Annotated in this window: 23 protein-coding genes and 1 tRNA gene; 7 read left to right on the forward strand and 17 right to left on the reverse strand. The window is 71.6% G+C overall.

Annotated features, from left to right (window positions below):
• Positions 1-976: cyclopropane-fatty-acyl-phospholipid synthase family protein (locus ABZX67_RS20565; RefSeq protein ID WP_355362143.1), on the forward strand; the 976-nt coding region annotated here is incomplete at its 5' end.
• A 62-nt stretch (positions 977-1,038) separates the two neighbouring features.
• Here ABZX67_RS20565 and ABZX67_RS20570 read toward each other — a convergent pair.
• Positions 1,039-3,579, reverse strand: coding sequence for an ABC transporter permease (locus ABZX67_RS20570; RefSeq protein ID WP_355362145.1), 2,541 nt, complete (start codon positions 3,577-3,579; stop codon positions 1,039-1,041).
• Positions 3,580-3,651: 72 nt separating this feature from the next.
• Entirely contained in the window at positions 3,652-4,422 is a 771-nt protein-coding gene (locus ABZX67_RS20575; protein ID WP_355362147.1) for an ABC transporter ATP-binding protein, read from the reverse strand.
• Between the two features lie 396 nt (positions 4,423-4,818).
• Here ABZX67_RS20575 and ABZX67_RS20580 point away from each other — a divergent pair.
• Positions 4,819-4,900, forward strand: a tRNA-Leu gene (locus ABZX67_RS20580).
• A gap of 67 nt (positions 4,901-4,967) precedes the next feature.
• Here ABZX67_RS20580 and ABZX67_RS20585 read toward each other — a convergent pair.
• Positions 4,968-5,618 carry a hypothetical protein gene (locus tag ABZX67_RS20585; RefSeq protein ID WP_355362149.1) on the reverse strand — a complete coding sequence of 217 codons (651 nt, stop codon included), beginning with the start codon at positions 5,616-5,618 and terminating at the stop codon, positions 4,968-4,970.
• Between the two features lie 69 nt (positions 5,619-5,687).
• Between ABZX67_RS20585 and ABZX67_RS20590 the strand changes: the two genes are divergently transcribed.
• Entirely contained in the window at positions 5,688-6,566 is an 879-nt protein-coding gene (locus ABZX67_RS20590) for a Bax inhibitor-1/YccA family protein (RefSeq protein WP_355362151.1), read from the forward strand.
• Positions 6,567-6,643: 77 nt separating this feature from the next.
• On the opposite strand, the gene ABZX67_RS20595 is transcribed toward ABZX67_RS20590, so the two are convergent.
• Positions 6,644-6,874: a DUF4287 domain-containing protein gene (locus tag ABZX67_RS20595; protein ID WP_355362153.1), complete on the reverse strand. Its 231-nt coding sequence runs from the start codon at positions 6,872-6,874 to the stop codon at positions 6,644-6,646.
• 99 nt (positions 6,875-6,973) lie between these two features.
• Between ABZX67_RS20595 and ABZX67_RS20600 the strand changes: the two genes are divergently transcribed.
• Entirely contained in the window at positions 6,974-7,309 is a 336-nt protein-coding gene (locus tag ABZX67_RS20600; RefSeq protein ID WP_355362155.1) for a hypothetical protein, read from the forward strand.
• On the opposite strand, the gene ABZX67_RS20605 is transcribed toward ABZX67_RS20600, so the two are convergent.
• From ABZX67_RS20605 to ABZX67_RS20615, 3 genes are all read right to left on the reverse strand, one after another.
• A complete protein-coding gene (locus tag ABZX67_RS20605; protein WP_355362322.1) occupies positions 7,293-8,156 on the reverse strand; it encodes a hypothetical protein in 864 nt (287 codons plus the stop codon). The two genes, ABZX67_RS20600 and ABZX67_RS20605, sit on opposite strands and share 17 nt — an antisense overlap.
• A 294-nt stretch (positions 8,157-8,450) precedes the next feature.
• A complete protein-coding gene (locus tag ABZX67_RS20610; protein WP_355362157.1) occupies positions 8,451-9,671 on the reverse strand; it encodes an acetyl-CoA C-acetyltransferase in 1,221 nt (406 codons plus the stop codon).
• A 156-nt stretch (positions 9,672-9,827) separates the two neighbouring features.
• On the reverse strand, positions 9,828-10,844 hold the full coding sequence (locus ABZX67_RS20615) for an SGNH/GDSL hydrolase family protein (RefSeq protein ID WP_355362159.1): 1,017 nt from the start codon (positions 10,842-10,844) through the stop codon (positions 9,828-9,830).
• Positions 10,845-10,950: 106 nt separating this feature from the next.
• Between ABZX67_RS20615 and ABZX67_RS20620 the strand changes: the two genes are divergently transcribed.
• Positions 10,951-12,339 (forward strand): cystathionine beta-synthase, encoded by a 1,389-nt coding sequence (locus ABZX67_RS20620; protein WP_355362161.1) that lies wholly within the window; start codon positions 10,951-10,953, stop codon positions 12,337-12,339.
• 233 nt (positions 12,340-12,572) lie between these two features.
• Here the strand turns inward: ABZX67_RS20620 and ABZX67_RS20625 are convergent, their stop codons facing one another.
• The 4 genes from ABZX67_RS20625 to ABZX67_RS20640 form a co-directional block, all read right to left on the reverse strand.
• Complete coding sequence (locus ABZX67_RS20625) at positions 12,573-13,412, reverse strand: histidine kinase (protein ID WP_355362163.1); 840 nt, start codon at positions 13,410-13,412, stop codon at positions 12,573-12,575.
• A gap of 23 nt (positions 13,413-13,435) precedes the next feature.
• The gene (locus tag ABZX67_RS20630; protein ID WP_355362165.1) at positions 13,436-14,053 is read right to left on the reverse strand and encodes a hypothetical protein; all 618 of its coding nucleotides are present in this window, start codon (positions 14,051-14,053) and stop codon (positions 13,436-13,438) included.
• Between the two features lie 11 nt (positions 14,054-14,064).
• The gene (locus tag ABZX67_RS20635; RefSeq protein WP_355362167.1) at positions 14,065-15,486 is read right to left on the reverse strand and encodes a hypothetical protein; all 1,422 of its coding nucleotides are present in this window, start codon (positions 15,484-15,486) and stop codon (positions 14,065-14,067) included.
• A gap of 88 nt (positions 15,487-15,574) precedes the next feature.
• Positions 15,575-16,042, reverse strand: a complete 468-nt coding sequence (locus tag ABZX67_RS20640; RefSeq protein ID WP_355362169.1) for a hypothetical protein — start codon at positions 16,040-16,042, stop codon at positions 15,575-15,577.
• A gap of 263 nt (positions 16,043-16,305) precedes the next feature.
• Here ABZX67_RS20640 and ABZX67_RS20645 point away from each other — a divergent pair, with 263 nt between their 5' ends.
• Positions 16,306-17,145 (forward strand): MurR/RpiR family transcriptional regulator, encoded by an 840-nt coding sequence (locus tag ABZX67_RS20645; protein ID WP_355362171.1) that lies wholly within the window; start codon positions 16,306-16,308, stop codon positions 17,143-17,145.
• Positions 17,146-17,254: 109 nt separating this feature from the next.
• Positions 17,255-17,818, forward strand: a complete 564-nt coding sequence (locus tag ABZX67_RS20650; protein ID WP_355362173.1) for a hypothetical protein — start codon at positions 17,255-17,257, stop codon at positions 17,816-17,818.
• A gap of 9 nt (positions 17,819-17,827) precedes the next feature.
• Here the strand turns inward: ABZX67_RS20650 and ABZX67_RS20655 are convergent, their stop codons facing one another.
• The 6 genes from ABZX67_RS20655 to ABZX67_RS20680 all read right to left on the reverse strand — a co-directional run bounded on the left by ABZX67_RS20655 (position 17,828) and on the right by ABZX67_RS20680 (position 21,797).
• On the reverse strand, positions 17,828-18,217 hold the full coding sequence (locus ABZX67_RS20655) for a hypothetical protein (RefSeq protein ID WP_355362175.1): 390 nt from the start codon (positions 18,215-18,217) through the stop codon (positions 17,828-17,830).
• Positions 18,218-18,302: 85 nt separating this feature from the next.
• Positions 18,303-18,674 carry a hypothetical protein gene (locus tag ABZX67_RS20660; protein ID WP_355362177.1) on the reverse strand — a complete coding sequence of 124 codons (372 nt, stop codon included), beginning with the start codon at positions 18,672-18,674 and terminating at the stop codon, positions 18,303-18,305.
• A gap of 2 nt (positions 18,675-18,676) precedes the next feature.
• The gene (locus ABZX67_RS20665) at positions 18,677-19,189 is read right to left on the reverse strand and encodes a roadblock/LC7 domain-containing protein (RefSeq protein ID WP_355362179.1); all 513 of its coding nucleotides are present in this window, start codon (positions 19,187-19,189) and stop codon (positions 18,677-18,679) included.
• Positions 19,186-19,878, reverse strand: coding sequence for a transcriptional regulator (locus tag ABZX67_RS20670; protein ID WP_355362181.1), 693 nt, complete (start codon positions 19,876-19,878; stop codon positions 19,186-19,188). The genes ABZX67_RS20665 and ABZX67_RS20670 overlap by 4 nt, the downstream gene beginning before the upstream one ends.
• The gene (locus ABZX67_RS20675; protein ID WP_355362183.1) at positions 19,875-20,306 is read right to left on the reverse strand and encodes a hypothetical protein; all 432 of its coding nucleotides are present in this window, start codon (positions 20,304-20,306) and stop codon (positions 19,875-19,877) included. The genes ABZX67_RS20670 and ABZX67_RS20675 overlap by 4 nt, the downstream gene beginning before the upstream one ends.
• Positions 20,307-20,435: 129 nt before the next feature.
• Positions 20,436-21,797, reverse strand: a complete 1,362-nt coding sequence (locus ABZX67_RS20680; RefSeq protein WP_355362185.1) for an APC family permease — start codon at positions 21,795-21,797, stop codon at positions 20,436-20,438.
• Position 21,798 lies beyond the last annotated feature (1 nt).

Genomic DNA, 21,798 nt, shown 5'->3' on the forward strand with positions numbered 1-21,798 from the left:
GGCGGCGGTCCGCGGGCTGGTGAAGATCGCCGGGCCCTGGCCGCCGCCCCCGCCGCCCGCCGAGGAGGTCCGGCGGCGCACCGGGCCGCTGCACACCAAGCGGCGCGACAAGGAGGCCATCAGCCACCACTACGACGTCGGCAACGACTTCTACGAGCTCTTCCTCGGCCCCTCCATGGTCTACTCCTGCGCGTACTGGACGGAGGGCGGCACCCTGGAGGACGCGCAGCGCGACAAGCTCGACCTGGTCTGCCGCAAGCTCGGCCTCAAGGAGGGCGACCGGCTGCTCGACGTGGGCTGCGGCTGGGGCTCCATGGCCATCCACGCCGCCCGCGAGTACGGCGCCAGAGTCGTCGGCGTCACGCTCTCCACCGCACAGGCGGCCTTCGCGCGCAAGCGCATCGCCGACGAGGGCCTCACCGACCGGATCGAGATCCGCGTCCAGGACTACCGGGACGTCAGGGACGGCCCGTACGACGCGATTTCCTCCATCGGCATGGCCGAACACGTCGGCGCCGTCCGCTACCGCGAGTACGCCGACGACCTGTACGCCCTGCTCAAGCCGGGCGGCCGGCTCCTCAACCACCAGATCTCGCGCCGCCCCGAGCCGGACGAGACCGCGTACCACGTGGATCCGTTCATCGACGCGTACGTCTTCCCCGACGGCGAGCTCGCACCCGTCGGCCGCACCACCGCCACCCTGGAGGAGGCCGGGTTCGAGGTGCGCGACATCGAGGCCATCCGCGAGCACTACGCCCTCACCCTGCGCCAGTGGGTGGCCAACCTGGAGGCCCATTGGGCCCAGGCGCAGCGCGTCACCTCCCCCGGCCGCGCCCGGGTCTGGCGCCTCTACATGGCGGCGTCCGCCGTCTCCTTCGAGCGCAACCGCATCGGCGTCAACCAGATCCTGGCGGTGAAGACGCCCGAGAGCGGGGCGTCGGGCATGCCGCTGCGGGCGCGGGTCTGGGGCGGCTGACAGCACGAGGGCCGGGCCCCCGCACCGCGGGAACCCGGCCCTCCGGCCGATCGGGTCAGGCGCTACTCCGCCTTGATCGCGCTCAGCATGTTCAGCTTCGCCGCGCTGCGCGCCGGCCACATCGCGGCCAGGACGCCGACCAGGCCGGCCAGCACCAGGAAGATCCCGATCCGGTCCCACGGCACGACCATCGCGTACCCGGGGATCGAGCCCTTGAGGGTCTGGCCGATGGCCCAGCCCAGGAAGGTGCCCATCGCGACGCCGACGAGCGCGCCGAACAGCGAGATGACCACGGCCTCCAGGCGGATCATGCGCTTGACGCGGCGGCGGTCCAGGCCGATCGCCCGCAGCATGCCGATCTCCTGCTGCCGCTCGAAGACGGACATGGCGAGGGTGTTGACGACCCCGAGGACCGCGATGATCAGGGCCATCGCCAGCAGGCCGTACATGATGTTCAGCATCATGTTGATGATGCCGCCGAACTCGTCGCGGATGTCCTGCTTGTCCATGACCTTGATGGCCGGGTTCTGGCCGAGCGCGTCGACCAGGGCCTGCTCGGCGGCCGCGCTCTCGCCGCCGTCCATCTTCACGAGGATCTCGGGGAGGTACGGCTTCGGCTGGTGCGGGTCGAGCACGGAGAGCGGGGCCATGACGGTGGAGACCATGTCGTTCTTCTCGTACGTGGCACCGATGGCGAGCTTGCCGCTCTTGCCGTCGTCGTACGTCACCGGCAGGGTGTCGCCGGTCTTCCAGCCGTGCTTCTTCGCCGTCTCCTCCTCGACCGCGATCCGGCCCTGGCCGAGCGAGGCCAGCGAGCCGTCGACGACCGTGATGTTCATGACCTTCTCGATGTCGCCCGGGACGACACCCGACACGGACCGGTCCACGCCGTCCAGCGTGAGGAACGAGGCCTGCTGCGGCGAGACCGCCGTCACGCCCTTCGCCTTCTGCACGGCGGTGAGCGCGGACCGGTCCATGCTCATGCCCTCGCCGGCCATGCGGATCATGTAGTCGGCCGTGATGTGGTCCGTGGTGCTGCGGTCCACGGCCTTGCCGATCGAGACGCCCATCACGGACAGGCCGGTCACCAGGGTGAGCCCGATCGCGAGCGCCGAGGCGGTGGCACCGGTGCGGCGCGGGTTGCGCACGGCGTTCTGGCCGGCGAGCTTGCCCGAGACGCCGAAGAGGCGGATCAGCAGCGGCCGGATGAGCGCGATGACCGGGCGGGACAGCAGCGGGATGAGGATGATCAGCCCGATCAGCGCGAGGAACGCACCGCCGGCCACGATCCACTTGCCGTCCTTGCCGACGGCGACACCCCACAGGATGACGGCCGAGCCGAGCAGCGTGACGGCCGCGCCGATGCTGTTGCGGACCACCAGGGACTTGGTCGTCGGCGCCGCGTGCACGCTGCTCATGGCGGCGACCGGCGGGATCTTCGCGGCGCGGCGGCCCGGCAGGTAGGCGGCGATCACGGTGACGAGGACGCCGACGGCGATGCCGGAGAGGATCGCGGTCGGGGAGACGACCAGCGGGCCGCCGGGGACCTTGAGGTCGAAGGCGTTCATGCCGGAGCGCAGCCCGACGGCGAGGCCCAGGCCGAGCGCGAGGCCGACCGCCGAGGCGATGGCGCCGACCAGCAGGGCCTCCATCAGCACCGACCTGGTGATCTGCTTGCGCGAGGCGCCCACGGCGCGCATCAGCGCGAGCTCCTTGGTGCGCTGGGCCACCAGCATGGTGAAGGTGTTGGAGATCAGGAAGACGCCGACGAAGAGCGCGATGGCGGCGAAGCCGAGCATCGCCTGGTTCATGCCGCTCATGCCCTCCTCGATCATCTTCGCCTCCTCGGCCGCGAGGGCGGCGCCGGTCTGGGCCTCCGCGTCCTCGGGGAGCAGTGGCTCGATCTGGGCGAGGATCTTCTCGTCGGAGGCGCCGGGGGCGGCGGTGACGGTGACGTTCTGGAAGTACCCGGGCTGGAGGTAGAGCTTCTGCGCGACGGAGGTGTCGAAGAGCACCAGGCTGCCGCCCGCGCTGACCTGGCCGTCGTCGGTGGTGAACACGCCGGAGAGGGTGTAGGTGTGCACGGGGCCGTTGGTCGCGACGCGCACGGTGTCGCCGACCTTGTACGCGCCCTTGGCGGCGGTGTCCTTGTCGAGCGCGATGTCGCCGGGCTTGACAGGGCCGGTGCCGTCGACGAACGCGTACCGCTCGTCCTTGCCGTCCTTGCCTGGCGCGAAGTTGGAGCCCTTGTTGGTCCAGCCGTTGCCGATGAGCTTGCCGCTGGGGTCGGCGACGCCCGCGAAGCCGTCGACGCGGCCGGACGCGGAGGCCACGCCGTCGAGCTTCGCGATCCGCTCGACGGTGGCGGCGGAGATGCCGGGCTGCTGCTTCTCGCCCTCCCCGGCGGGGCCCTGCCCGTACGAGGTGACGGCGACGGCGATGCCGTCGTAGCCCTTGGCGGTCTGGTTGCGGAAGGCCTGGGAGAGGGTGTCGGTGAAGACCAGGGTGCCGGAGACGAAGGCCACGCCGAGCATGACGGCGAGCACGGTCATCAGCAGCCTGGCCTTGTGCGCGAGCACATTGCGCAGGGCGGTACGGAACATGAGGTGAGTCCTGGGGTGGGTGCGTACGGGGGCGGTCAGCCGGCCCGGCCGGCTGTCAGCTGGTCGGCTCGTTCAGCTGGTGCGGCCCTTGGTGTCGAACTCCTTCATGCGGTCCAGCACGCCGTCCGCCGTCGGGCGGAGCATCTCGTCGACGACGCGGCCGTCCGCCAGGAAGATCACGCGGTCCGCGTACGACGCGGCCACCGGGTCGTGGGTGACCATGACGACCGTCTGGCCCAGCTCGCGCACGGAGTTGCGCAGGAAGCCCAGGACCTCGGCCCCGGAGCGGGAGTCCAGGTTTCCGGTGGGCTCGTCGCCGAAGATGATCTCGGGGCGGGAGGCGAGCGCGCGGGCGACCGCGACGCGCTGCTGCTGGCCGCCGGAGAGCTGCGCCGGGCGGTGGGAGAGGCGGCCGGACAGGCCCACCATGTCGATGACCTTGCGCACCCACTCCTTGTCGGGCTTGCGGCCCGCGATGTCCATCGGGAGCGTGATGTTCTCGGCCGCCGTCAGCGTCGGCAGCAGGTTGAACGCCTGGAAGATGAAGCCGATCTTGTCCCGGCGCAGCTGCGTGAGCTGCTTGTCCTTGAGGGAGCCGAGCTCGGTCTCGCCGATGCGCACGGAGCCGGAGCTGAAGGTGTCCAGGCCGGCGACGCAGTGCATCAGGGTCGACTTGCCGGACCCCGACGGGCCCATGATGGCGGTGAACTCGCCCTGCCCGAACTCCACGGTGACCCGGTCCAGGGCGACCACCTGCGTCTCGCCCTGTCCGTAGACCTTGGACAGATCCGTGGCGCGGGCGGCCACCGCGGTGGTGCGGTGAGCGAGGGGGGTGGTGGTCACGAGGGTGCTCCTGTCGGGAACGGCGGTTCGAATCGAGGACCTGTCCATCGTCCGCGCCGACCACCCCGCCGGACGTCCGTCCCCGTGCCCGTATCCAGGGCAGCCTGGAGTCGGACCGGGCGGCTCGCCCCTCCTCCTGAGGTATGACGCGACCCCTGAGAACCGCTCCGCCACCCGGCCCGGCGGCCCACGCAGCGGACCGAGGCGGCGACTTTCCGTCATTCCTTTGCGCAGTTCTTTGCTGCCGCGAGTCCGGTCCGGCTGCCGCGCCACACCGTTCACCTGCGCTGACGCTCCCTCAAGCGTCAATAAAATAAGACAACATCGGGCCAGCGTTCCGCTGTTCGAGGGAAGTGCCCGGATAGGCTCATGTGCCAACGCGGAGCCGCGCGCCGCGCCCGGGTGGTGGAATGCAGACACGGCGAGCTTAAACCTCGCTGGCCTTTGGGCCGTGCCGGTTCGAGTCCGGCTCCGGGCACTCACCGACCGCACCGCCGGGAGCGGTCCCACGGCCCTTGGTGCGGGGGGTTCCCGCACGCACACGGTCAGCCATGCACCCCGGCGGCGGCCGGGACCCCGGCCGGCAGGAAGCGGACCACGCCGTCCTCGTCGTTGAACGCCACAATGTCGGTGGCCCGGGCGCGCACGTCCGGGTGGGCGTTGGCGGGTGCGCCCGCCGATCGGCGACCGCGAACATGGGCAGGTCGTTGAGGTGGCCCCCGTACACGGTCAGCGGCTCCCGCCCCGCCCCGACGACCTCCGCCAGGTGCCGTACGGCGCGCCCCTTCTCCGCCTCCGGGTGCGCCACCTGCACCTCGGTCCACCCCGGTGCGCAACGGTTCGCTGCGGCCGGCACGGCGGCGCTGGCGCCGAGCGCCCCCTTCGAGCGCGGCGCCGGCCGCGCCGGCCTCCTCGTCCCGTACGAAGGCGATCAGCGCGGCGGTGCGGACCCCGGCCGCCGCGACGGCCCAGGCCGCCGACGCCGGGGTCGCCGTACGGGCTAGGGCGGGCAGCACGGCCTCGGGGCCGAGGGTGCGATGGGCCAGGTGGCGGCCGGAGCCCAGCTCGGTGAGGAACGCCCCGTTCAGCTCGACGACCGGCAGGCGCAGCGGCACCCCGGCCGGCAGGCTGCGCACGGCGACGGCGCTGACCGCCCTGTTCTGCGCGTTCCGCCCCGAAAGATCCTCCCCGAGCACTAGGGTGTTTCCTTTGCGTCCCCATTACTCTTGTCTCAAGGCCGCGCACGGCGGCCATGGAGGAGTGAGATGAGGAGCAGCAACCCGGTCTTCTCGCGACGGGGGTTCAGCCGCGACAACGGCGGCTACGCGGGCTTCAACGCGCAGCAGCCGGCCGGGGGCCCCGCCGCTGGAACCAACCCGTACGCGACGAACCCTTACGCCACCAACCCCTATGCGCAGGACACCGCGCAGCTTGGCGCCCCGCAGGGACCGGCGCGCACGGGGGCCATGACGATCGACGACGTGGTGACCCGCACGGGCATCACGCTCGGCACGGTCTTCGTCACCGCGACGCTCGCCTGGCTCCTGCTGCCCGTCGACCCGGCGAACATCGGCAGGTCGTACGGCATCGGCATCGGCGCGGCCCTGGTCGCCTTCGTCTGCGCGATGATCCAGGCCTTCAAGCGCAAGGCGTCGCCCGCGCTGATCCTGGCGTACGCCGCCTTCGAGGGCGTCTTCCTCGGCGTCATCTCCAGCGCCGTCTCCACGTACGTCACGCCGGGCGCGGTCCCGCAGGCGGTGCTCGGCACCATGGCGGTCTTCGCCGGCGTGCTCATCGCGTACAAGATGCGCTGGATCCGCGTCACCCGCCGCTTCTACGGCTTCGTGATGGCGGCCGCGCTCGGCTTCATCCTGCTGATGGCGGTGAACGCGCTGTTCGCCCTCTTCGGCGGCGGTGACGGCCTCGGCTTCCGCAGCGGCGGCCTCGGCATCATGTTCGGCGTCATCGGCATCATCCTCGGCGCGTGCTTCCTGGCCCTGGACTTCAAGCAGGTCGAGGACGGCATCACCTACGGCGCGCCGCGCGAGGAGTCGTGGCTGGCGGCCTTCGGCCTCACCATGACGCTGGTGTGGATCTACCTGGAGTTCCTGCGGCTGATCTCGATCCTGCAGGGCGACGACTGACGCCACCCCCGCACCACACGGAAGGCCCCGTACCGGCGACTGCCGGTACGGGGCCTTCCCGTCTGTTCCGTGTGCCGTCAGAGCAGTTTGCGGGCGGCCCGGCGCAGGTCGTACTCGTGGATGATCGCCTTGGCGTGCCCGTACGCGAGATTGTGCTCGCCCCGGAGCCAGCTGACCTTCTCCTCGAAGCGGAGGAGGGAAGGCCCTTCCTCGACGGTGCGAAGCCAGTCGGCCACTTCACGGCCGGTGCAGGCGGGAATGCGCGCGAGCAGATTGCGGTGGGTCTCTTCGGAGAAGACTTGGGACATCGGCGCCTCCGGACGCTGTGCGCGTGTGCTCCTTCACGTCACCGTGCCTGAGCGTTCGCGTATTGGCAACAGTGCCGTACCGGCGCATAGGGTCGCGGCGTGGTGGACACGACTGAACTGACCCGTGCCGTGGAACGTTTCGCCGACCGGCTGCGGGCCGCCCCGCAGAGCCGCCTCCAGCGGGGTGCGGCCGCCGAAGGGCTCGCGCTGGCAAGGGAGTTGGCGCTGCGGGCGCAGCGCCTGGAGGACCCGGCGGCGGAGCCGCGGACCATGCCCGACGCGGGGGTGTTCACGGTCGCGGACCAACTTGTGGTGGCCGGTAACGACCTGGCGGAGGTTCTGCGGACGCCTTCGTCCGCCGGCGCCGCGGCCGCCGAGCAGCTGGCCGAGGCCGTGCAGCTGGTGGAGCGGGCGGCGGCTAGAGCGAGGCTATGACGCGGTCGGCGAGGACGTAGACGTTCTCGGCGCCGCCGTCCCCCTCGCCGTCGGCGTCGCCGCACGCGAAGGTCAGGGCGTACGCGCCGGAGACGCCCGAGCCGCCCAGCAGGACCGGTGCCGCGCCCTTGCGCAGCGCGTCCGCGAGGCGCTCGGCGGTCTCGCGGTGGCCGGGGGTCATGCACAGCGTCGTACCGTCGGCGAAGACGTACACGTCGAGCGTGCCGAGGGGGCCGGGGCGTACGTCGGTGAGCGCCGTCCGGGCCGCGGCGAGCTCCTCCAGGCGGGCCACGGTGCGCTCGTGGTCGGTGACGACGGGCGTCTGGACCGGCACGAAGTCCGGGTGCGAGGGGTGGCGGCGGCGGGCGGCGGCGAGCTCGGGGGAGTCGTCGGGGAACTCGGGGAGCTCGTACTCGGCGGCGTACTCGGCGTAATCCGCGTCGTCGCGGTCGCGGTCGCCGTCGAGGTCCAGGGCCTCCAGGCCCACGAAGTCCGCCTGGCGCGGCACGAAGAACGGGCCGTCGTCGGACAGGCCGGACAGGCCGCCGCCCAGTAGCGTGCCGGGCGCGTCGGCGGCGTCACGGGCCTCCTGGGCGGCCCAGAAGGCGCGTGCCTCGGCGAGCTCGCGCTCGCGCTCCTCGGCCAGGGCCTCGGCGACGGCGGCGCGTATGTCGTCGGTGGTGGTGCGGGCGTGAGGGACGGCGGGGGCGCGGCCGACGAGATCGTGCGCGGCGGCCAGATCGGTGCGCAGGGCGGCCACCTGCTTGCGCAGCCCGTGCGCGGCGTGCAGGGCGGCGGCGCCCACGGCCGTGGCGGTGGCCGTCGTCATCAGCAGGGCGAGAGACATGGCGCTCACTGACTTACTCCCGGTTTCAATCGATCCCCCGCACTTCCTACATCAGCTTGTCGTGTGCTCGCGCCCCCTGTCAGTGCATTACGTCACGAATTGGACAGGTATTTTGGCTCGCGCATTTACCTGATCGACAGCCTGACCTGCATAAACGGATCTCCCCCGGGATGTAGGTCACATCCTGGGGGAGATTCGGTCACGGCTGGGACGCGGTGCGATTAACTGCCCAGCTCAGCTCAGCCGCTCGCTCTTTTGGTCGCGGTTCGCTTCGCTACCGCTGCGGGCAGGTGCTCAGCTCAGCCGCTCGATGACCATCGCCATGCCCTGGCCGCCGCCGACGCACATCGTCTCCAGGCCGAACTGCTTGTCGTGGAACTGGAGGCTGTTGATCAGCGTGGTGGTGATGCGCGCGCCCGTCATGCCGAAGGGGTGGCCGACGGCGATGGCGCCGCCGTTGACGTTCAGCTTCTCCAGCGGGATGTCCAGGTCCCGGTAGGACGGGATGACCTGCGCGGCGAACGCCTCGTTGATCTCGACCAGGTCGATGTCGCCGATGGTCAGCCCGGCGCGGCGCAGCGCCTGCTTGCTGGCCTCGACCGGGCCGTAGCCCATGATCTCGGGCGACAGGCCCGAGACGCCGGTGGAGACGATCCGGGCGAGCGGGGTCAGGCCCAGCTCGCGCGCCTTGGTGTCGGACATGATGACGAGCGCGGCGGCGCCGTCGTTCAGCGGGCAGCAGTTGCCGGCGGTGACGAGGCCGTCGGGGCGGAAGACGGGCTTGAGGCCCTGGACGCCCTCCAGGGTGACGCCCGCGCGCGGGCCGTCGTCCTGGGAGACGACCGTGCCGTCGGGCAGCGTCACCGGGGTGATCTCCCGCTGCCAGAAGCCGTTCTTGATGGCCTCCTCGGCGAGGTTCTGGGACCGCACGCCGAACTCGTCCATGTCCTGGCGGGTGACGCCCTTGAGGCGGGCCAGGTTCTCGGCGGTCTGGCCCATCGCGATGTACGCGTCCGGGAGCAGGCCGTCCTCGCGCGGGTCGTGCCAGTCGGCGCCCTCCTGCTGCGCGCGGGCCGCGGTGCGGGCCTCGGCCTCGGCGAAGAGCGGGTTGTGGGTGTCGGGCAGGCCGTCGCTGGTGCCCTTCACGGAGCGGGAGACCATCTCGACGCCCGCGGAGATGAAGACGTCGCCCTCGCCCGCCTTGATGGCGTGCAGCGCCATGCGGGAGGTCTGGAGCGAGGAGGAGCAGTAGCGGGTGACGGTGCAGCCGGGCAGGTGGTCCATGCCCATCTGCACGGCGACGATACGGCCGAGGTTGTGGCCCTGCTCGCCGCCGGGCAGGCCGCAGCCGAGCATCAGGTCGTCGATGTCGCGCGGGTCGAGCTCGGGCACCTTGGCGAGCGCGGCCTGGATGATCGTGGCGGTCAGATCGTCCGGCCGCAAGTCCTTCAGCGAGCCCTTGAAGGCCCGGCCGATGGGGGAGCGGGCGGCTGAGACGATCACGGCTTCGGGCATCGGGGCTCCAGGTGCGGTGAGGCGGATGGCGGACCTGTGAGGTGAAGTTACCTGCACGTACCGCGCAGGTCACTGCACGGAACGTGTGACGAGCGCCGCATTTCTAAGCGCTCGCTCAGCCGGACGGCGTACGGGGTCGGGCGGACGCGTACGGGCTCAGGCGTGCCGGTGCGGCGGCTCCGGCGGCTCCGGCATGGGCGACGGGTCCGTGACCAGGGGCAGGCGACGGCGACGGCGGTGCTTCAGGCGGGCCCAGGGGGCGCGGGCCGGGGTGACCTCCGTACCGGCCTCCTCCGCGGCCTCCGCGGCCGCCTTCGCGACCGGCAGCACGCCCTCGCGGCGGTCCGCCTCCAGCCGCTCCTCCTCCGGCCAGGCGCCGAGCACCGCGCAGACCGTCGGCAGGACGGCCATGGCCGCCGTCGCGTACCCCTCCGCCGAGGGGTGGTAGTTGTCGGCGCCGAACATCTCGCGCGGGTTGGCCTCGAACTCCGGACCCAGGAGGTCGCCGAGCGACACCGTACGGCCGCCCTGCTCCACGACCACGATCGTCTGGGCGGCGGCCAGCTGGCGCGAGGCCCGCCGCGCCACCCAGCGCAGCGGCTGGTAGACCGGCTCGATCGTGCCCAGGTCGGGGCAGGTGCCGACCACCACCTCGGCGCCCGCCGTGCGCAGCCGGCGCACCGTCGTCGACAGGTACCGCACGGACTGCGTCGGCGACATCCGGTGCGTCACGTCGTTCGCGCCGATCATGATCACGCACACGTCGGGGACCCGCCCCGGGTGCGCGAGCAGCAGCGTGGCCTGGCGTTCCAGGTCGTCGGAGCGGGCGCCGGGCAGGGCGACGTTACGCAGCTCGACGGGGCGTTCCGCGACCGCAGCGAGCCCCGAGGCCAGCAGCGCGCCCGGCGTCTGGCCGGCCCGCCGCACACCCTGGCCCGCCGCCGTAGAATCACCCAGAAGGGCGAGCCTGACCGGCTCGGCGCCCTCGAAACCACGGCCGTAGAGCCCGTCAGCCGCCGGTGGCAGCGGCGCCACCCCGCCGCCCACGGAACGCTTCGCCAGCTGGACCTCCGCCAGCAGCACCCCCACCGCCGCCGCGCCCAGCAGCCCGAGGCCCCCGCCGCCGTACGCCGCTCCCGCGGCGATCCGTCGCGCCACCCTCGCCCTCGACATAGGGGCAGCCACCTCCTCCAGGCCGGTTCAAGAGCTAACTGCCCCGTAACCGCCTCGTCCTACGCATACGCTGGCGGGACCATTACGGAGACCCCGGAGAACTACGGTGCAATTCCACGATTCGATGATCAGCCTCATCGGCAACACCCCGCTGGTGAAGCTCAACAGTGTGACCGAGGGCCTGCAGGCAACCGTCCTCGCCAAGGTGGAGTACTTCAACCCGGGCGGTTCGGTGAAGGACCGCATCGCCCTGCGCATGATCGAGGCGGCCGAGCAGAGCGGTGAGCTCAAGCCCGGCGCCACCATCATCGAGCCCACGTCCGGCAACACGGGCGTCGGCCTCGCGATCGTGGCCCAGCAGCGGGGCTACAAGTGCGTCTTCGTCTGCCCCGACAAGGTCTCCACGGACAAGATCAACGTTCTGCGGGCGTACGGCGCCGAGGTCGTGGTCTGCCCCACGGCGGTCGACCCCGAGCACCCGGACTCGTACTACAACGTCTCCGACCGGCTCGTACGGGAGACGCCCGGCGCCTGGAAGCCGGACCAGTACTCGAACCCCAACAACGCGCGCTCGCACTACGAGACCACCGGTCCCGAGGTGTGGGACCAGACGTCCGGGAAGATCACGCACTTCGTGGCGGGCGTCGGCACCGGCGGCACCATCACGGGTACCGGCCGCTACCTGAAGGAGGTCAGTGGCGGCAAGGTCCGCGTCATCGGCGCGGACCCGGAGGGCTCGGTGTACTCCGGCGGCTCCGGGCGTCCGTACCTGATCGAGGGCGTCGGCGAGGACTTCTGGCCCAGCGCGTACGACAGCAGCGTCACGGACGAGATCATCGCGGTCTCCGACAAGGACGCCTTCCAGATGACCCGGCGCCTCGCCAAGGAGGAGGGCCTGCTCGTCGGCGGCTCCTGCGGGATGGCCGTCGTCGCGGCGCTGCGGGCGGCCGAGGGGCTCGGCCCGGACGATGTGGTGGTCGTGCTGCTGCCGGACAGCGGCAAGGGCTACCTTTCGAAGATCTTCAACGACGAGTGGATGGCGGACTACGGCTTCCTGGAGGAGGCCGGCCCGTCCGCCAGTGTCGGTGACGTCCTGCGGCACAAGGAGGGCGACATCCCCAAGCTCGTCCACATGCACCCCGAGGAGACCGTCGGCGAGGCCATCGAGGTCCTGCGCGAGTACGGCGTCTCCCAGATGCCCATCGTCAAGCCGGGCGCCGGCCACCCCGACGTCATGGCCGCCGAGGTCGTCGGCTCCGTCGTCGAACGCCAGCTGCTGGACGCCCTGTTCACCAAGCGGGCCTCCCTCGACGACCCGCTCGAGAAGCACATGAGCCCGCCGCTGCCGCAGGTCGGCTCGGGCGAGCCGGTCGACGACCTCATGGCCGTGCTCGGCACGTCGGACGCGGCGATCGTGCTGGTCGAGGGCAAGCCCACCGGTGTGGTGAGCCGTCAGGACCTGCTGTCGTTCCTCGCGAAGGACCGCAAGCAGTAGCTTCGCGCAAACGGTACGAGCACGTCATGTCGCGGCAGCACCCGCTTAACACTGCTCGTGCACAGTTGTCCTTGTCGGCGTCAGGAACCTCCGGAGCGGCTCCCGGACCTTCCGCACGCCGCGGACGCGGAGACCGGCCCTGACCCGGGCCCGTGTCCCTCGCGGGGACCGCCGTCGTCCCGCCCCCCGGCAACGGGGGTGCGGCGGTCCCCGCGGCTCTCACCACCTGGGGATCAGGCCGCGGCGCCGCGGATCTCGGCGTCGTCCGGGAGCAGCTCGGTGATCCTCGTCCAGATGGTCTTCGCCTCGACGCGGACGAGCCGGAAGGGGCCGCCCGGGGTGATCTTCTCGGCGGGCACGGGCTCTTCGGGGAGTTCCCGCAGCCAGTAGCCCAGGGGGCCGCAGTCCCAGACGGCGAAGCCGCGCGCCGAGACGCCCGCCTGCTCCCCGGAAGTCCCCCGCCAGGCGGCGGTCATGCGCCAGCTGGAGCGGAGCTCGCACATCAGCTCGGTCAGGAACGTCAGGGACGGCTCGGCAAGCGTGCCGGTCGCCGCCATGGAGCGGTGCACGAGGTCTCGCTCTTCCTCGCCGGACCTGGCCCGGGCCGCGCCGTCCAGTCCGGCGAATCCCGCCTCGATCGTGCCCACGGTGGTCTCCAGGACGGAGAGGGGCGTGGCGGGGGAGACCCGGGGCTGCTGAAGGTTCACCATGTCGGCGAGCTTCCAGACCAGCATCTTCGGCTGGACGCAGGAGTACTCGGCCTCGGCTTCCCCCGGCCACGCCTCGTGGGCGACGACGTGGTCCTCACCGATGAGCATGCCGTGGCGCAGGTCTCCCTGCCGGCCGGCCGCCTCCAGGGATATGACCACCCCGGGATTCAGGACCGTCTTGAGCAGCGGCAGGAGCGAATGGACCAGTTCACCACCCGGGTTGATCAGGCCGCTGTCCACCAGCTCCTTACGGGCGGTGGCCAGATCTTCGGGCACCTCGTTCCCGGCCGCGAGCTCGCACAGCACGATGAGGTGATCGTCGGCCAGGCGGAACCGGGACCGGGAAATGTCGAACGAAGGCATACGTACTCTTTTGTTAGTCGCGGTCAGGGGGTGTAGGTCTCGGCCCAGAAGTGGGACAGCCTCGAGAAGCCGGCACGCACCACGCCTCCCCGGGTGAGAACGGCCCGGTCGACTCCGGCGAAGAGAACCGCCAGGGCAAGATCGGTGGGCAGGACCCGGCCGTTCGCCTGGACGGAGACCTTCTTGTTCTTCCCGAGCCCCGACTGCCGCACCGTGAGGACGACGCCGGGGTCGTCGGCGTCGGGCTTCCGCGAGAGCGTGTACGCCTTCCGATTGATCGCCGTCAGCCTGTAGTGGTCACCCAGGTACGTCATGCGCAGGGAACGGCCCCTCTTCGTCATGGCGAATCTGTTCCGGCTCAGTGACACGAGGCCGTCGCCCACGCGCGCGGTCGCGCGGTTCAGGGTCGGCATCCCCACGAGTTCGGCGTGGATGCCGCGGGTCTCAAAGGTGGCCGTCGGAATGAGACCACCGCTCACCTGTGTGGCGATGCGCTCGTCGACGTAGGGAGGCGCGGGCCAGAGGACGCGGATGTCCCCGTATTCCGGAGACGTACCCTGCCAGGCTCGCTGCAGCGGCGTGCCCCGAGACCGCTCCCCCTTCCAGAAGGTGAGCGTGAACGGGGTGATGGTGGTGTGCATGGGATCTCTCGCTAGTCGAACGGATTGAGGGCGCTGCCCAGCTTCTTCGCACCGCTGGAGATGCCTTCCCCGATGTCCGAGGCCTTGTCGCCGATCCAGTCGCCAGCCTTCTCGATCCCGTCGCCGATGGCCTCGTGGTTGTCCCAGATCAAGCAGCCGGCGTACACCAGGCCCGTGCCGAGCGCCACGCCGGCGGTCACCGGGCTCGGTGCCACGGCCAGCGCGGTCAGGGACCCGTTGAAGACCGTGCCGCTGAGGTCCGAGGCGAACTTGGACGGCTCGGCCTTGATCATGTCCGGGTTGTAGGTGGACAGATTCGCTATGCCGTAGGCGGTCGCCGCGACGCCACCCACCACACCGGCGCCACGAAGCCAGCCCGCGGTCTTCGCCGCTTCCGCGAGACCGCCGTTCCTGGCGACGGTGATCAGGCTGGCCTCGGCCGCTGTGGGGACGAAGGCGGAGCCGGCCCTCGCGTACGCGAGCTTGGCGGCCTCGTCCGAGCCGGTGAGGGCGCCCACCAGATTGGGTGGCATACGGCTCCAGAAGCTGCCCGGGGCGGCGGAGGCGATCCGCGCGTTGATGCGGCTCCCCAGGAAGGTGCCGGCCGCGGTGATCGGCTTGTTCTTCGTCAGGTACTTGTACAGCTTCAGGCCGGCCGAGCCACTGTTGGCCACCGCCCTGGCGAAGGCGCCGGCCGTGACCGTGCCCTTCTGGACGGCTGCGAAGAGGTCCGCGATCTCTTTGCTGCCGCTGATCTTCTCCACACCGGTGCGCTGCAGGCGCAGCAGGTAGTCCTCGAGGGTCTCGTTGTCGCGGATCTTCAGCGCGGCGAGCTGCGTACGATCCTGCTTCTGCTGGTCGTCAGCCGCCGAGACCTTCCCGGCGTCGCCGTTGAAGCCGGTGCCGAGCGTTTCGTCGTTCTTGGCGCCGTAGCCGTCCTTGACGACGGCCTCCAGGTCCTTCTTCAGGTCCTTGTCCGCGTCGTCGACGGCCTTCACGCAGGCCTTGATGTAGTCGGCCCACGACTGCTCGCTCTCCCGGACGGACCGGGCGTGGTCCGGGTCGTGGCGGGCGGCCTCGCGCTCGGCCGGGGTGAGCTTGTCCCAGTCGTACGCGACGTTGCCCTGCTCGGACACCTTCATGCCGGCCTTGACGGCGTCGGCGCGGGCGTTCTCCAGCTGCTTCTTCAGCTCGACGAACTGCTGGTGGGCGTTGCGCAGCAACGTGGCGGTCGCCTTGGCCTGGGTCTGGGCGGCCTGGTACTCGTAGCGCGTCGCGGCGAAGTTCGTGCGCGCCGCGAACTCGCTCTGACCCTGCCAGTTCCTGATCTTCTCGACGTTGTCCCGGTAGGCGATCTCGACCTTGTGGATTTCGGCCGCCATCGACTGCCACTTCTCGGCAGCGGTGTTCAGAGGGCCGAAGTCCGTGGACATGACTTCGTGGTACGTCAGCATTCTGTTTCCCTACGGGCGACGGGGCATCGGCATCGGCATCGAAGTCGTACGAGCGCCGTGACGGCGCTCAGTACGAGTTGAAACTCGATGGGACGCTGTTGATCCGCTGACCGCGGCCGGAGTCGACCCCGCCCAGGGTGACCACGGTGCTCCGCAGGGCGCGACTCTCATGGTGCAGTCGGCCGATGAGCGTCTTGACCTGCTTGTCCCACGTGGACTCCACGGTCTTGAGTCCGGCGGCGGTCTCCCAGCCCTTGAGGGAACCGATGGCGCCCGTCGTGGCCTCGTCCGCCCACTTCGTGGCGTCCGTGGTCTGCTTCACCAGGGAGTTGTCGATGGTGTTGGCGGCCGCGCGCTTCTCGGCGGGTGAAGACTCCAAGATGCCGCCCGGGCCTGCGACTCCGCCGCCGCCGCCCGGATCGGCGGGCAGCTGATTGAGCCGCATCGATGTCGCCTGCCTGGCCGCCGCCTCGTCCCGCAGCTGGGCCCATTCCTGGTCGAACCCCATGGCGCATCCCCCGATGCTGTTGATCATTGATCACAATGTGATGTCGCATTGTATGTCCGGCGGCGTGGGGCTTGGAGACGGTAGGCCGGGACCCTTATAGGGCTTCATCGCGATAACTCGGTCTCAACAAGGGCGAATTGAAGTCACGAGGCGATCAGCGCGGTTCGTGCGCGGCGCCGGCGCGGACCGGGCACCGAGCCCCGCTTCCCCCGGCATGCGCCTCTTGCATATGGTTTATTCAGTCACGGCGGTGACTGAATAAACACGCCGGTGAGGATCAGGGGGACGGGATGAGCGACAGCCCCGCCGCGCGGCTGCAGGCGCTCTTCGAAGGGCACCGGCTGACGCCGACGCAGCGCAGGATCGCGCACTGGATGGTGCGGCGCGCCGCCGATGTGCCGTTCCTGTCGAGCGTGGAGCTCGCCGAGCTGGCCGGGGTGAGCCAGCCGTCCGTGACCCGCTTCGCGGTCTCCCTCGGCTTCGACGGCTACCCGGGCCTGCGCAAGTACCTGCGCGAGGTGGCGCCCGCCGAGTCCGCGGCGGCCGGGGCGTCGGAGTTCAACGAGTACCAGCAGGCCGTCCACGCCGAGATCGAGAACCTGCGCCACCTCGCCGGGCTGCTCGCCGACCCCGAGCCCGTCGAGCGGGCCGGGCGGCTGCTCGCCTCCTCGCGGCCGCTGCCCGTGCTGGGGCTGCGGGCCGCCTCCTCGCAGGCGCGCGGCTTCGCGTACTTCGCGGCCAAGGTCCACCCCGACGTACGGCTGCTGGACGAGGGCGGCAGCATGCTCGTCGACCGCGTCGACGGCGCCGTGCGGGCCGGGGCCACGGTGCTGCTCTGCTTCGCGCTGCCCCGCCACCCCAAGGAGGTCGTCGAGGCGCTCGCGTACGCGCGGGAGGCCGGCCTCACGGTGGTGACCGTCGCGGACTCGGCGTTCGCTCCGGTCGCCAAGCACAGCGACGTGCTGCTCCCGGCGGCCGTCGGCACCGGGCTCGCCTTCGACACGGCGTGCGCGCCGATGATGCTGGGGCGGGTGCTGCTGGAGGCGATGTGCGACGGGCTGCCGGACGCGCAGGCGCGGCTGGAGGAGTTCGACGCGGGGGCGGCCGCGCGCGGCCTCTTCGTGGATTAGCGGCGATTCTCAGGCCGCGCGCGGATTCTCAGGAGACGTTAAGGGAAGGGCGTTAGCCTTCCGCCGCACAGACGCATCGGTGTCGCAGCGGTGAGTTGAGGAGGCGGACGTGGCGCGGGGCGGTCAGGCGCTGGCGAGAGTGGCCGTGGTCGTACGAGCGGGGGTGGCGCCCCTGTGGTGGCCGGGGTTGCTGGCCGCCGGGCTCGGGGCGCTGGTGCCCGGGCTGACCGGGCGGCGCATCGGACTGCTCACCGGGGCCGCGCTGTTCCTGGTGACGGCCGCGGCGGTGGCCCTGGCGCGGCGGGGGCGGTACACGCGCCTGGCCGCGGAGGCCACCCGGGCGGCGCGCGCCGACTTCCTCCAGGACCGGGCCGTGACCGCCCGCGCCTGGCGCCGCTCGCGCCGCTGGTGGCTGCTGGGCGCCTTCCTGGCCGCGCTGGGCCTCTCCTTCGCACTGCCCGGCGCGGGCGGGCTGTGGCTGGCCGGTGCCGGTGCGGGCCTGTGGCTGAAGGCCGTCTGGCTGGGCCGCTGGGAGCACCGGCGCGAGACGCTGCTGTGGGTGCGTACCGACTGGCTCGCCAAGGGCCCCGTCGGCAAGCCCGTGCGCGCGTACCGCACCACGGGCATCGCCGCGGGCGACGCCGCACCGGGCGGGGCGCGGCGCCGCCGCTGACGGGCCGTGTCAGAGGGCCAGCGCGAGGGTCATCGCGAACGGAACCGGGACCAACACGGCCGTGCCGAGCCACACCCCCCGTCGGCCGCCGCGCCGCAGCGGCAGCAGCACGTCGACGAGGAGCACCAGCCCGAGGACGAGCAGCCCGGACACCGCGAGCAGGAACATCGCGGGACCCGCGTGGTCCAGGGTGGTGTAGTTGCAGTTCGTGAGCCCTGGCCGGGCCGCCTCCGCCACGCTGCGGCAGTCCATCGGCAGGTACTCCGTCCAGAGCCACCACGCGAGGTGCAGCGGAATCATCGCGGGCACGCCGAGGGCGAGGTTCACCACGCCGGGCAGCCAGACGCCGCCACCCCTCGGCCGTCGGCCACCCTCGGCTTTCCCGTCCGTTCCCGGCACTCTCACCCCTCCTGCCCCTTCGCCGTGTGCTGGGAGGGACGGCAGTGATCCGGTCGCCGGTTCCGCGACGGGCCGCGGGCGGGCTTCAGACCTCCAGCTCGGCCTCGATCCGGCGGAGCTGGTGGCGGGCCATCGCCAGGTTGGAGCGCTCCTTGTCGAGGGCCAGGTAGAGGAACAGACCCGAGCCGCCACGGCTCTTGAGGAGGCGGATGAGGTGGTACTGGGTGCCCAGGGTGATCAGGATGTCCTCGATCTCGTCCTTGAGCCCGAGCATCTCCATCGTGCGGACCTTGGCGCGGACGACGTCGGTGTTGCCCGCCGCGGCGATCGCCAGGTCGAGGTCCTTCCCGCCGCCTATCGTGCCGAGGGCCATGCCGCTGGTGTAGTCGACGAGTGCGGCGCCCAGGGCGCCGTCGATCGTGGTGGTTTCCTTCAGGGCGGTTTCGACGTTGGCCATGCTCATGCTTCCTTCGGTGTGTGGGACGGCGGTGTGTGGGACGGCGGTGTGTGGGACGGGCGGGGCGGAATCGGGGGCCGCGCGGGCGGCCGTTGCTGCGGTACGAGGGCGGCGTCGACCACGCTGCCGATGCGGGCGCTGGAGCGGCGGGCCTCCAGGTGGAGGCGGCCGACGTTGACGCGGGGCTCCGCGAGGAGGGTCAGGACGGCCGAGCCGCCCGCCGCGTACGTGGCGACGTAGCCCTCCTCGCCACGGACCAGCAGCTCGCGGAAGCCGCCCTGGCCGGTCGCGTCGGTGAGCCGCTGGGCCACGCCGAGCGCGGCGGCCGTCAGCGCGGCGACGCCTTCCGCGATGCCGGTGTCGCCGCCCGTGTCGTGGGCCAGGACCAGGCCGTCGGCGCTCGCCGCGAGGGCCCCGGTCAGCTGCGGGAGCCGGGCCCGCAGGCGTCTGAGCTCGCCGAGCACCTGGGCCTGGGCTTCGGCGTGGGCGTGGGCTGCCGTGCGGGTCTTCGTCACAGGTGGGCCTCCAGGGCGTCGCGGAGCCGGTGGAGCAGGGCGGTGTCCGGGTCGGGGACGGTCGGCGGCATCCAGCGCGGGGGCGAGGGCGCCGGTTCCAACGGCGTCGCGATCAGCCCCGCCGCCGCGAGCCGCCGCACCTCCAGCAGCGTGTGGAAGGCGGGCCGCCCCAGCGCGCGGGCCAGCTCCGTCGGCGTACGCGTCCCGTCGGCGTACGCGAGGAGCGCGCGCTGCCGGAGGGTGACGGTCTGGCCGGGGGCCGCCGGGCGGGCCACCACGGGCGCGGTGTCGACGGCCGGGTACGGCCACACGCCGTCCAGCAGCTCGCGGCGGCGCCGGGTCTCGCGCTCCACGTCGGCCAACGGGACGGGCCGTACCGGAGGGAGGGGACCGGGCCGCTCGACGGGCCCGTACCGGAAGCGCGTGGGGCCGCTGCCGGGCGTCAGCGCGAAGAACGCCGCGTCGAACAGGGCGCCGAGGCGGCAGATCTCCAGCTCGCCGTCGCCGAGCCGCCGGTCCGGCGGGAGCCGGCCGCCGGCCGTGAGCAGGACGTCGAGGCCGGGTGCGACGGGGCTCTCGGCGTGCACCACGCGGCCGTCGACGAGGTGGAGCGTGCCGTGGTCGCGCAGCAGCGCGCCGGTGGCGGCCTCGGCGGCCAGCCGGAGCAGCAGGGGGGAGACGACGGTCATCCGAGGACCAGCCGTTCCGCGAGGTCGCGCAGGCGGATGCGGGCGAGGGCGAGGTTGCCGGTGGAGCGGTCGAGCCAGAGGTGGAGGAAGACGCTGCTGTCGAAGGTCGTCTCGACGAAGCGCAGGACGTGGTAACCGGAGCGGGTGGTGACGATGACGTCCTCGACGGGCGGCCCCTTGGGTAACTCGCCGCCGCCCGGCCCCTCTTCCCGTAACTCCTCGTCCTCCGCGCCGGGCCCGGCGAACGACTCGTACTCGGCCGCCGCCCGCGCCAGTTCGGCCGTCTCGGCGGCGGTCGTCTCGTGGTCGCCCACCGGCGAGTCCCCGATGACGCCCAGCGCCAGACCGCTGGTCCAGTCGACGAGGGCCGCTCCCCGCGCGCCCGGCACGGTCATGGCGTGGAGCAGGCACTCATCGATTCCGGGCACGCGGGCTCGCCTCCCTGATCCCCGTTGCGTGGACACGGCAGTGACGGCGACGTTACGCAACGTTCGCCCGCCCGGAGGGAGTTCTGGCATTTTCCAACGGAACATGCGCCCCAGACGGTACGGTTCGCCTCACGCCTCGCCGCGTGCGCGCATCACCACCTTGTTGACCGCCCACAGCCCGATGCCGATCGCCAGCAGCACGCCCGCCCTGATGTAGACGTCCGCGTCCCGGTCCGCGAGCGGGCTCGCCAGGATCAGGGACGTGACCGCCCCGAGGACCGGCAGCGCCGTCGGCGTACGGAAGTGCGCGTGCCCGACGCGGTCCCGGCGCAGGACGAGCACCGCGATGTTGACCACCGCGAAGACGCACAGCAGCAGGAACGCGGTCGTGTCGCCGAGCCCCTCGATCTCGCCGGTGGACACCAGGCCGATGGCCAGGAGCGCCACGAAGACGATGCCGACGACCGGCGTGCGCCGCCCGGCGAGCACGCGGCCCATGGCGCGCGGCAGGATCCGCTCGTTGGCCATGCCGTAGCAGAGCCGCGAGGCCATCATGATGTTGATCAGCGCCGAGTTGGTGACGGCGAACAGCGCGATCAGCGCGAACGCCTTGGGCGGGAAGTCCAGCCCGCCCGCCTTGACCACCTCCAGCAGCGGCCCGCTGGACTTCTCCAGCGTGCGGTGGTCGACGAGGAGCGAGGAGACCAGCGCCACCAGGACGTAGATGGTGCCGGTGACGGCGACGCCGGTGAAGATCGCCCGGGGGAAGGTGCGCACCGGGTCGCGGGTCTCCTCGGCCATGTTGACCGAGTCCTCGAAGCCGACGAAGGCGAAGAAGCCCAGCGCGGTCGCGCCGAGGACGCCGGTGAGCAGCGCGTACCCGGTGCCGGTCGCCGTGAGGTCGCCGAGGCGCGACGGTTCGCCCTCGCCCGTGAGCACCGCCCACGCGCCGATGGTGAGGATGACGAGGAGGCCCGTCAGCTCCACGACGGTGAGGACGACGTTCGTCTTCACCGACTCCGACACGCCCCGCAGGTTGAGCGCCGCGAGGGCGAGGATGAACAGGATGGCGATCAGCGTCGGCGGGATGGCGCCCTCGGTGAACTCGGCGAGGTAGTCCCCGCTGAAGGCCCGCGCGGCGGCGCTCGCGGACGACAGCCCCGAGCACATCACCATGAAGGCGACGATGAAGGTGAGGAAGGGGACCTTGAACGCCTTCTGGGTGTAGAGGGCCGCTCCGGCGGCCTTCGGGTACTTGCCGACGAGTTCGACGTACGACGCCGCCGTCAGGAGCGCGACGACGAAGCCGATCAGGAACGGCAGCCAGAGCGCGCCGCCGATCTTGCCGGCCACCTTGCCGGTGGTGGCGTAGATGCCGGTGCCCAGGATGTCGCCGATGACGAAGAGGATGAGCAGCTTCGGCCCGATGGCCCGCTTGAGCGTGGGCTCGTCTCCGGTCTCAGGACCCTGCTCGGGTGCGTGCGTTGCCATG

This window comes from Streptomyces sp. NPDC003036 (assembly GCF_040611175.1).
In the GTDB taxonomy this organism is placed as follows: Bacteria; Actinomycetota; Actinomycetes; order Streptomycetales; family Streptomycetaceae; genus Streptomyces.

Coding starts and splice junctions, on each gene's coding strand:
- ABZX67_RS20645 (WP_355362171.1), top strand. CDS start 16,306: ATGAGCGACAGCCCCGCCGCGCGGCTGCAGGCGCTCTTCGAAGGGCAC.
- ABZX67_RS20610 (WP_355362157.1), bottom strand. CDS start 9,671: ATGCCCGAAGCCGTGATCGTCTCAGCCGCCCGCTCCCCCATCGGCCGG.
- ABZX67_RS20680 (WP_355362185.1), bottom strand. CDS start 21,797: ATGGCAACGCACGCACCCGAGCAGGGTCCTGAGACCGGAGACGAGCCC.
- ABZX67_RS20615 (WP_355362159.1), bottom strand. CDS start 10,844: ATGTCGAGGGCGAGGGTGGCGCGACGGATCGCCGCGGGAGCGGCGTAC.
- ABZX67_RS20635 (WP_355362167.1), bottom strand. CDS start 15,486: ATGTCCACGGACTTCGGCCCTCTGAACACCGCTGCCGAGAAGTGGCAG.
- ABZX67_RS20660 (WP_355362177.1), bottom strand. CDS start 18,674: ATGGCCAACGTCGAAACCGCCCTGAAGGAAACCACCACGATCGACGGC.
- ABZX67_RS20605 (WP_355362322.1), bottom strand. CDS start 8,156: ATGTCTCTCGCCCTGCTGATGACGACGGCCACCGCCACGGCCGTGGGC.
- ABZX67_RS20590 (WP_355362151.1), top strand. CDS start 5,688: ATGAGGAGCAGCAACCCGGTCTTCTCGCGACGGGGGTTCAGCCGCGAC.
- ABZX67_RS20640 (WP_355362169.1), bottom strand. CDS start 16,042: ATGATCAACAGCATCGGGGGATGCGCCATGGGGTTCGACCAGGAATGG.
- ABZX67_RS20570 (WP_355362145.1), bottom strand. CDS start 3,579: ATGTTCCGTACCGCCCTGCGCAATGTGCTCGCGCACAAGGCCAGGCTG.
- ABZX67_RS20670 (WP_355362181.1), bottom strand. CDS start 19,878: ATGACCGTCGTCTCCCCCCTGCTGCTCCGGCTGGCCGCCGAGGCCGCC.
- ABZX67_RS20630 (WP_355362165.1), bottom strand. CDS start 14,053: ATGCACACCACCATCACCCCGTTCACGCTCACCTTCTGGAAGGGGGAG.
- ABZX67_RS20595 (WP_355362153.1), bottom strand. CDS start 6,874: ATGTCCCAAGTCTTCTCCGAAGAGACCCACCGCAATCTGCTCGCGCGC.
- ABZX67_RS20625 (WP_355362163.1), bottom strand. CDS start 13,412: ATGCCTTCGTTCGACATTTCCCGGTCCCGGTTCCGCCTGGCCGACGAT.